Consider the following 9,520-nt stretch of genomic DNA (forward strand, 5'->3'; position numbering starts at 1 on the left):
GGCGAGATCAATGCCGATTGTTGTAACATTCATGATGGACGGTTCCTTCCCTTGTGCTGGTTCCCAACAGCTCAAGCATGGCACATCGCGATGCCGTTGGTCGGGGCCGTCCACCCCATCAGATTAAGCGACCTGTTATCGGAAACGCTGCCAGCTCAGCGGAATTAGCAGGAATCCGCTTCGTTGTTTCAAGACATCGCCTGAGGTCATCCGACGGGCCCTGACCCGAGGGTCTAAGGTCATACGGCCTACACCAAATGAGAGCTTGCCTTGCAGATATGGGACGTGAGCTGGGGCCTTACGAGGATGCTTCTGAAACCGATCGCTACATGCTGCGCGCCAACCTCACCGGTGAGTTCGGCACGGGCAACTGGCGGATCCGTCCGCAGGCCAACCTGACCCACTTTGAGGAAACCCAGGGCGCCTACACCGACAGCCTGAATATCGCAATCCCGGACAGATCCTGACGCTGGGTCGGTTCACGGCAGGGCCGGAAGTCGTTTGGATGGAGCGTCGCAATGACGGTAGTTATCTGGAACTGGCATCCAGCGTGCGGGCCGTCTGGGACTATCAGGCCGCCGATCTCCTCAATGAGGCGGGGCTGTTGATCGATGGTGACGATGACATGCGCGCTGACGCCCGCTTCGGTATCGGGGCTGGATTTGCCTCGGGCGGCCGTTGTTTTCGCTTGCGCGATTCAGGCTCTAGAAGCGCAGGCGGAAGTCGATACCGGCGCGATGGCGATCGGTCTCGCGTCCGAACTCGGAGCTGTAGCCGATCGACATCCCGACGCGTTCATCGCCTGCAATCTCGATATCGGCACTGACCTGGTAGACCAGTTCATCCAGGGCACTGCCAATCAGGGCCGGATCGGCCAACGGGTTGGAGCCGACAAAGCGCATTGGCAAATCCAGCCGGTCTGTCGAGCTCAGCCGCACGCCTCCGGTCAGCGAGACCACGCCGATCATGTCGTCGCTCTCCCGGAAGATATGGCCCAGCGTCATTTGCGGATTGAGCGCGCCAACCCATTGCGTGTCGGACCGAACTTCGACTCCAAGCCCGTCCAGACCCTCCTCGACCAGCCCGTCATGGCGCAGCGCCGTCAGCGAGGCCGAGATTTGCGGCCGCGCAAACACGCTGCCATGCCGGAAGCTCTCGCCAAGATGAGCGCCGATCCGGGCATAACCGGTTTCCGGTGTTGATACGCCCATACCAAGCTCGAAGACCGTGACCGAACGCTCGGTCTCATGCCAGGACCAGCCACCGGACACATCGGCCCCGTAATAGGCACCCGTCGCCGGATTGCGCTCGACACCCAGACCCACCGAGAAGCCCTGGCTCTCGGTGCGGGCCCGGTGACCGTCGATGCGAACCGGATCCGTGGTCTCGTAGCTGACACCGGCCGCAACCGACCAGTCATCGCCCACGCGCCGCTCGAACCCGCCGGTAAAGCGCATGGACTGGGTCTCCACACTGAGCGCCTCAACCGTGGCATCGCGGCTGCCCTCGGTCATCTCCAGGCGCGACCACACACATTGATCATCGCGCGCTGCGACAGGAGAACCACAGTTGAACAGGTCGTCTGCAAAATTGTTCGCCGCCGTCAGCTGACCATGCATGACCGCCATGTGGGGCTCGGGATTGAGTTCCGCGAAGATCGCCTCATACACATCCAGCTGATCGCTCCGCATATTGCCCAGAAGCGTCAGCAGGCGACCGATCCCGGCCGAACCGCCGGCCTGGACCGCCGAGTCCATATGACCACCCAGCGCCCGGCCATTGCGGTTCAGGCTGGGCAGACCAAAGTCGGTCTCGATCAGCAGGTGGACACCCGCCGCATCGGCGGCGATCGAGAAGTCGACCGCCATCGTGTCACGAATAGTCAGGCCATTGTCGATCCCACCCTCACCGGTGGCGAACAGCGTCACCGGATCATCATTCTCCAGCCAGGTCAGTGTCACATCACCGGTGCCGGCCACCGCCGCCGAACCGGTCACATTGACCCGGTCAGAGGCATAGGGACCATAGGCCACGTCGAACACCAGATGGCCATCGGCCGTCTGCTCGAAATGACCATCCAGTTCGACCGTGTTGATGACCCGGGCCCCGTAAAAAATATTGGTCGTTGGATCGCCCTGGTTGTCGAGATCGCCGAACGTGTCCCCGTTGAGAAGATCGATCGGGTAGGGCGATGCCGACAGGCCCATCAGGAAGCTTCCCGAGTTGCGGAAGCTTGCCGCATTGATCGGGTCAGAAGACGCCACCAAGGCAGCCTGTTCGGACACAGCCAGCGCCGGCACATTGCCCTCATCCAGCAGCGCCATCACCTGAACACCGTCCGGCTTGCCCGACAGGGCCGCGACGGCAACCGGCTCAGCCGAGCCGAAGTCCGGTGCAACGTCCTGGACCGGGCGCTTGGCACCGGACACATCCGTCGCCGACTGTGCCACCGGTGCCGGCTGCGAGGTTGTCGACAGTTCAGCCTGGACCGGACTCTTGCCACCCGGCAGCCCCGCCGCTGACAGGCGCGACTGGACCGGGTGTTTGCTATCCATCCCGGCCGGATCGTCAAGCACCGCAGCCGACATCGCCGGATCCAGAGCGTTGGAGCCTAGCGGGACGCCGCCCGGGGTCTGAGGCGTCGCATCGCGCAAATCAATCGTGTCAAACGCGATGAAGATCGCCCTAGCCCGGTTGTCGAAGGAGTTGACCCCGGAGCCAAGGTCCATGTTGCCCGCCACAAGACCCGTGTTGATCACGGCATCATTGCCGAAGCTGGCTTCAATAGCCCAAGTCGAGACGGCTGACAGAGAGGTTCTTGTAATGAAGACATTGTCTGCCCCGCCATCGATCCAGAGGCCACGCCCCGTACCGCTGCCGCCACGCACAAGACCGATCAGATCACCGGTAATGTCTCCGCCGCCATCGCGTCCGGCGCTCTGGGCAAACACGCCCGAGGCGTTTTCGGCCACGGACCAGACGGTTCCATCGATTGCGAAGTCGATGGCTCCACCGCGCCCGGCACCGCCTGCAGACCCGGCGAAGACACCGTCAGCCCAACCGCCACCGCCGCCCAGCGATTGCAGGACCGCGCCGATAGAGCCGGCGCCGCGGGTGATGATATCACCCGATTGGTTAAAGCTGATCGCGCCGCCATTGCCGCTACCGGTGGCCGTCAGGAAAGACGCACCGCCAGCCAGCGGGCCGAAGGATGCGCCACCACCGCCGCCAATCGACTGCAGGAGGACGCCATGTGCTGTCGTACCGGCGGTGGAAATCCCGCCATTGCTGGCCAGGGTGATAGCCCCGCCGTTACCGGTCCGGCCGCCGACGCTTTGCGCCAGCAGACCGGTTGATCCATTGCCGATGGTGACGATGACGCCATCGAGGCCGACTGTGATGTCCGCGCCATGGCCCGTCGCGCCGGTCGAGCCGGCAAAGGTGCCATTTTCCCAACCGCCACCGCCGCCGAGCGATTGCAGGATGAGGCCGATGGAGCCATCGCCCTCGGTGATCACATTGCCGGACTGGGTGAAATCGATGACCCCGCCATCGCCGTTGCCGGTTGTCGGCAGGGAAGCGCCTGTCGATGCTGCGAAGGTCGTGCCACCGCCGCCGCCGATCGACTGCAGGAGCACGCCGTGTGCGCCGGAGCCGACTGTTCCGATGCCGCCGGCGCTGTTCAGGGTAATGGCCCCGCCATCGCCGTTTCCGCCACCGACGCTCTGCGCCAAGAGGCCCAGCGCACGGTCGCCGGTCGTGAGGATCACGCCATCAAGAACCGCAGCAAGGTCTGCCCCGCTTCCGGACCCTCCGGCGGATCCGGCGAACACGCCGTCAATCCAGCCGCCGCCACCGCCAAGGGATTGCAGGATGGCGCCGATCGCGCCAGCGCCCGACGTGTAGATATCGCCTGCTTGAGCGAAGCTGATTGCACCGCCATCGCCGGTATTATCCGTATTGACGCCGTACTGGATATCGACGCCATCGGACGTCACGATACCCCCGCCGCCGCCGATCGACTGCAGCAATGCGCCATGCGAGCGAACGCCCTCGGTCTGGATCATACCGGTATTGCCGACCGTGATCAGGCCACCACTGCCCGATGCCCCGTTGAGGCCCCCAAGTGTGACGCCCACACGGTCACTGCCGGTTATCCGGACATCGCCGCCACCGGCGCCGATCGACTGGATGGTCAGGCCGACAGCCTGATTGCCAAGGGTGCCCAGTCCACCGGAGAAGCTGATGCTGACATCGCCACCGCCCAGGGAGCTGCCACCGTCACTGCCGAGCACAGGCCGCACGCGCAGGACGGACTGGTCACCGATATCCAGATTGATATCCGCGGTTCCGCCGCCACCACCGATCGACTGGATCAGGGCGCCTGTCGCCATGTCGCCCGCGGTCACGATCAAACCGGTCTGGAGGCGAGCGATGTCGCCACCGCGCTCATTCGTGCCATTGGTGCTTCCGAGGGCGAAATCCACCGGCCCCAGCGCTGCGCGCTCATCTCCTGAGATGTCGACCAGGATCCGGCCGCCACCGCCACCAATGGACTGCATCATGACGCCGTGGGAATTTGCCCCGAGCGTGACGATGTCGCCGGCATGCTCGGCCGAGAGGTCGCCGCCAATATTGTCGGTTCCATCGATGGCCCCGAGCAGGAAGGCGGTGTCCATCGGCGTCGCGGCCGCACTGGCCAGGCCCGTGCCGCCCGACTGTCCGAGATAGGATGATCCGGTGTTCGACAGGGGCGGTGAGGGTGCGAGCGTTGCGATCAAATTGGCTTGACCACCCCCGCCGCCAATTGACTGGACGAGTGAAGCCGGCGCATGGCCGCCTCCAACCTGCACCGAACCTGTCGTGATGACCGTTACCTGACCACCGCCCATTCCATTGGCACCCTCGGAGCCGACGCGTGCGACGTAGAGCGGATCAATCGTGTTGCGATCCGCCGGACCGAGCACGAAATCCAAAGCCGCCGGACGGCCTGGCAGCGAGGTGATCCCTTCGAAACTGAGATCAAGTGTGCCGCCGCCCCCATTGATGCTCTCGGCCTTGATGGCCTGCGAACGATCACCGAGGACGGTGATGTCACCGGAATGATTGACGAGAACATCGCCGCCCGCGCCGCCAGTGCCGCCGCCAGTCGCGCCGACAATTGCCGAAACGGCGTTCGACAGGACCAGCGAGGAGGCATCGCCCGTGAGCGCGAAGCCCATATTGGCATTGCCGCCGCCGCCGCCGATCGACTGGGCCCAGATGCCGTGGGCGTCACTGCCGCGCGTCACGATGCTGCCCGCGTTGATCACGGTTACATCACCGCCATCGCCACCATTGCCACCGACGCCGCCAATGGACACGAGCGGTGAATTCGGTACCGCACTGATGGCACTGTTCGCCGCGATGGAGAGGCCGCCATTGCCGCCACCGCCACCGACAGACTGGGCCAGAATGCCGTGCGCAAAAGCACCGGCTGTGTCGATCACGCCGCCATTGGTCACGCGGACATTGCCGCCAAAGCCACCCGTATCTCCGGAGCCGCCAAGGTTTAGCCCGGCACTGCCGCCACCGTCTGCAGCGCCGATACCGGTCAGCGAAACGATCGAGCTGCCATTGCCGCCGCCGCCACCGAGGGACTGGGCGAGGATGCCGTAGCCCCGGGTTCCCGTTGTGACTATGACGCTGTCGGGCTCGAGATTGCTGACGACAACATCGCCGCCGGAGCCACCTGTGCCGCCGGTCCCGCCGAGGTTCACGAACCAGCGCTTGTTCGGATTGCTGGAACTGGCTTGGCTGAGAACGAGGTCGAACAGAAGACCGGCATTGCCACCACCGCCGCCGATACTGTTGGCGGTAATGCCGGCCGCTTCCTCGCCCGTGGTATAGATCAGACTGTTATTCGTGACGCCGACAAAGCCGCCGCGTCCACCGGTCGAACCGGACCCGCCGATATTGATGTCCATGGTGCGGGTATTGCCGCCGATAGCATCCATGCGGATGTTGGCAACCATGCCGCCATCGCCGCCACCGCCACCCACCGACTGGGCCTGAATGCCGTGCGACAATGTCCCTTGCGTGGCGATCAAACCGGTATTGATCACATCGACGCGGTTGCCAACGGCGCCGGTGCCGCCGGATCCGCCGACATTGACGGCGAAGGCGTTGGCCGGATTGGAAGGTGAGATGTTTTCCTGCGGGATCAGGTTCGTTCCCAGTGTCGCTGCAAAACCGCCTGATCCGCCGCCTCCACCGACGCTTTGCGCCAGAATGCCTACAGAGCGTTCCCGCATTGTCCGGATATCAGCGGACGAGTTGACCAGGACGGTTCCGGATGTGGCCCCCGAACCGCCGCTGCCGCCGACACCGACGGTTGCCGACATGGACTGGCGGAAGACGACATTGACTGCCGCGCCACCGATACCGCCGCCGCCACCGACACTCTGGGCATGAATTCCGTGCGACTCCGCACCATTTGTCGAGATTGTGCCGCTCGCGTCGACGTTGACATTCCCGGCGACGGCACCCGCGCCGCCTTCAATGCCGATCGCGAGATTGGCGGAGTAATAAGATGAGTCCGATCCCGACCCGGTCGCAACCGTTGCCCCGACAGCCGTAACGCCACTGATGCCGCCACCGCCTGCAACTGATTGCGCGACAATCCCGGAGGATTTGTAGCCCGTCGTCTCGATGGAACCATCGACGATCACGCCGACATTGCCGCTCGTGCCCCCGGCACCGCCCCGACGTCCGATGCTCACATTGAGCGCGTTGCGCGCTGCGAGGCCCGCCGCCATGGACAGCGCGGTATTGCCGCCGCCGCCGCCCAGACTCTGGGCCGTCAGGCCATTGGCGTGATCGCCCGAGGTCACAATGTTCCCGACATTGTGGACATCGACGTTACTGCCGCTGCCGCCCGCCGTTGGCGCACCACCGACCGCGAGATTGATGCTGGAGGCCTGGTAGAGGATACCTCCACCGATATTGAAGTTGGCGTTACCACCGCCGCCGCCGACCGACTGCGCGAGCAGACCGCCACTATAATTACCGTCCGTACCGATATTGCCGTTGTGACGGACAGTCACGACATTGCCGGATCCGGCACCACCACCATCACCACCAACCGAGATCAGCGCAGCGACCGTGTCTTCGCTTGAGCCAAAGACGTTGCTCAGGGCCGCGGTGACATTGACGCCCGCAGTGCCACCACCGCCGCCTATGCTCTGGGCGATGACGCCGGTCGAATGCTCGCCGAATGTCCTGACGACCTGGGATGAGGCAGACTGCGTGACGTCGCCCCGGACAAGGGTCACGCTGCCGGCATTTCCGCCGCTACCACCGCTGCCGCCAATACCGATCGCAACCGGATTGCTGAGCGGAGCGAGGGCGGCAGCGACATTGACGCCGGCCATGCCGCCGCCGCCGCCAACACTTTGCGCCAGAATTCCGTTCGAATACCCATTCCATGCCGTCGCTTCGAGCGTGTCTTCACCGGGCTGGGGGCTGGTCCGGAACTGACCGTTGACGATGATATTGCCATCGCTCGCGAGCTGGACATGGCCGGCATCCGCGCCAGCGCCGCCATCGCCACCGACACCGATCGCAACAGAATAGCCACCGAGGGCCGTATTGGTGCCGGATGCGACAAGGCTGATATCGGTCGCAACGTTAAGAGCACCGGTTCCGCCGCCACCAGCAACGCTTTGTGCAACAACGCCTGCGGAGCTCATACCGTCAACCATGACCTGGCCGAACTGGCTCGCGGTTACATTGCCGCTGCGGTTACCAGTGCCACCAGACCCGCCCAGACCGAAGACGAGCGAGGACTCAGTCCCCGTTGAATTGCCGCGTATCCCTCCGGAAATATTGACGCCACCATAGCCGCCGCCACCGCCCACGCTTTGAGCGAGGAAGCCACGCGAGAGGAATCCAGACGAAAAAAGATTGGCCGTCACATCGGCATTGACGCGGGAGGATGCACCACCAGCGCCGCCAAAACCGCCAACTCCGGCGATGAGTTGGCCACTGAGCGCCAGTCCACCTGAAATATTGATACCGCCAATACCGCCACCGCCGCCCAGCGACTGGGCGGTCACGGCTGTTTTCATGTCGCCATAGGCGCTGACCTGACCGATGGATCCGGCAGGCGATCCAGCCAAAGCTGGCGCAACCAGAACGAGGTCCACGCTCCCCGCATCGCCGCCGGCACCACCGAAACCGCCAATACCGATCGAAGCGACCCGACTGGTGACGGATGCGGCACCGGGGCGTGTGATCGACAGACCCCCGGTGATATTAAGTCCGCCGGTTCCGCCGCCGCCACCAACACTTTGTGCCAGGACGCCATGGGATCCGTCGGTGAGTTGGCGAGTCACCAGATTCACATCGCCGACCGTGACCACGCCTGTGGTCTCGCTGCCAAAACCGGTGGCGATGACATTGCCCGAAACATTGACCGAAACATTGCCTGCAGTACCGCCGAAGCCGCCGAAGCCGCCGATGCCGAACCCGAAACTACCTGCATTGCCTGACGTGGTCGCGGAGATGCCGCCGGAAATATTGAGGCCGCCATTACCGCCACCACCGGCAACGCTCTGCGCAACAACACCGTCGGAGAGGGCACCCTCGGTTACGGTATTGCCGACACGCGCCAGAATGACCGCGCCAGAGTTGCCGCCGCCACCGCCGAAGCCGCCAATGCCGACCGACGCCGTCCCGGTTGACCCTTGGCCAAGAGCCAAGCCGCCGGAGATATTCAGGCCGCCACTGCCGCCGCCGCCACCAAGGCTCTGCGCAATGACGCCGTCGGAATCCGCACCGGTGGTGTGATAATCACCGGTCACGCTTCCGGTAACATTGCCGGCGCTACCGCCATCGCCGCCAAAGCCGCCCAGACCGAGCGCGATCGCGACGGACGAGGCTTGCGCCGACGTCAGGGAGACAACGCCACTAACATTCAGGCCGCCATTGCCGCCGCCGCCGCCAAGACTTTGAAGAAGCGCCCCGAACGAGCCTGCCCCCTGCGTTGTGACGTCGCCTTGCAGCACGCCGGCAACCGAGGAGGCCGAACCGCCACCGCCGCCAAACCCGCCCATGCCGAAGGCCAGCGACCCAGCTGACCCGCCGGCCAGTGAGAGGGCACCATTGATATTCATGCCGCCGCGACCACCGCCGCCGCCCAGGCTCTGCATCAGGATGCCGTGCGAGCCGCGGCCAAGCGTGATGACATTGCCGGTCAGATAGGCGTTAACGGTCGAGGCATTGCCGCCACCACCGCCGAAACCGCCAATCCCGACGCCGAGACTGCCGACCCCGCCGGTCGTTGTCGAAAAACCGATATTGCCCGTGACGTTGAAACCGCCGCGCCCGCCGCCGCCGCCGATACTCTGGTAGGAGTAGGCCGATGCGTCATCGCCTTCGGTCCGGATATTGCCGGTCACACCGCCGGAAATGGCTGCGGCGTTGCCGCCAGAGCCGCCGAAGCCGCCAAGGCCGAACAGCAGGCTCCCCGAATTCGCCG

Annotated in this window: 2 protein-coding genes; one reads left to right on the forward strand and one right to left on the reverse strand. The window is 64.4% G+C overall.

Annotated features, from left to right (window positions below; translation table 11 throughout):
* Positions 1–278: 278 nt before the first annotated feature.
* Positions 279–467, forward strand: a complete 189-nt coding sequence (locus QZZ02_RS14610) for a hypothetical protein (protein ID WP_291845492.1) — start codon at positions 279–281, stop codon at positions 465–467.
* 237 nt (positions 468–704) lie between these two features.
* Here QZZ02_RS14610 and QZZ02_RS14615 read toward each other — a convergent pair whose 3' ends face one another.
* The gene (locus QZZ02_RS14615; RefSeq protein ID WP_291845493.1) at positions 705–9,440 is read right to left on the reverse strand and encodes a hypothetical protein; all 8,736 of its coding nucleotides are present in this window, start codon (positions 9,438–9,440) and stop codon (positions 705–707) included.
* Positions 9,441–9,520 lie beyond the last annotated feature (80 nt).

It is taken from the genome of Maricaulis sp., assembly GCF_015665295.1.
In the GTDB taxonomy this organism is placed as follows: domain Bacteria; phylum Pseudomonadota; class Alphaproteobacteria; order Caulobacterales; family Maricaulaceae; genus Maricaulis.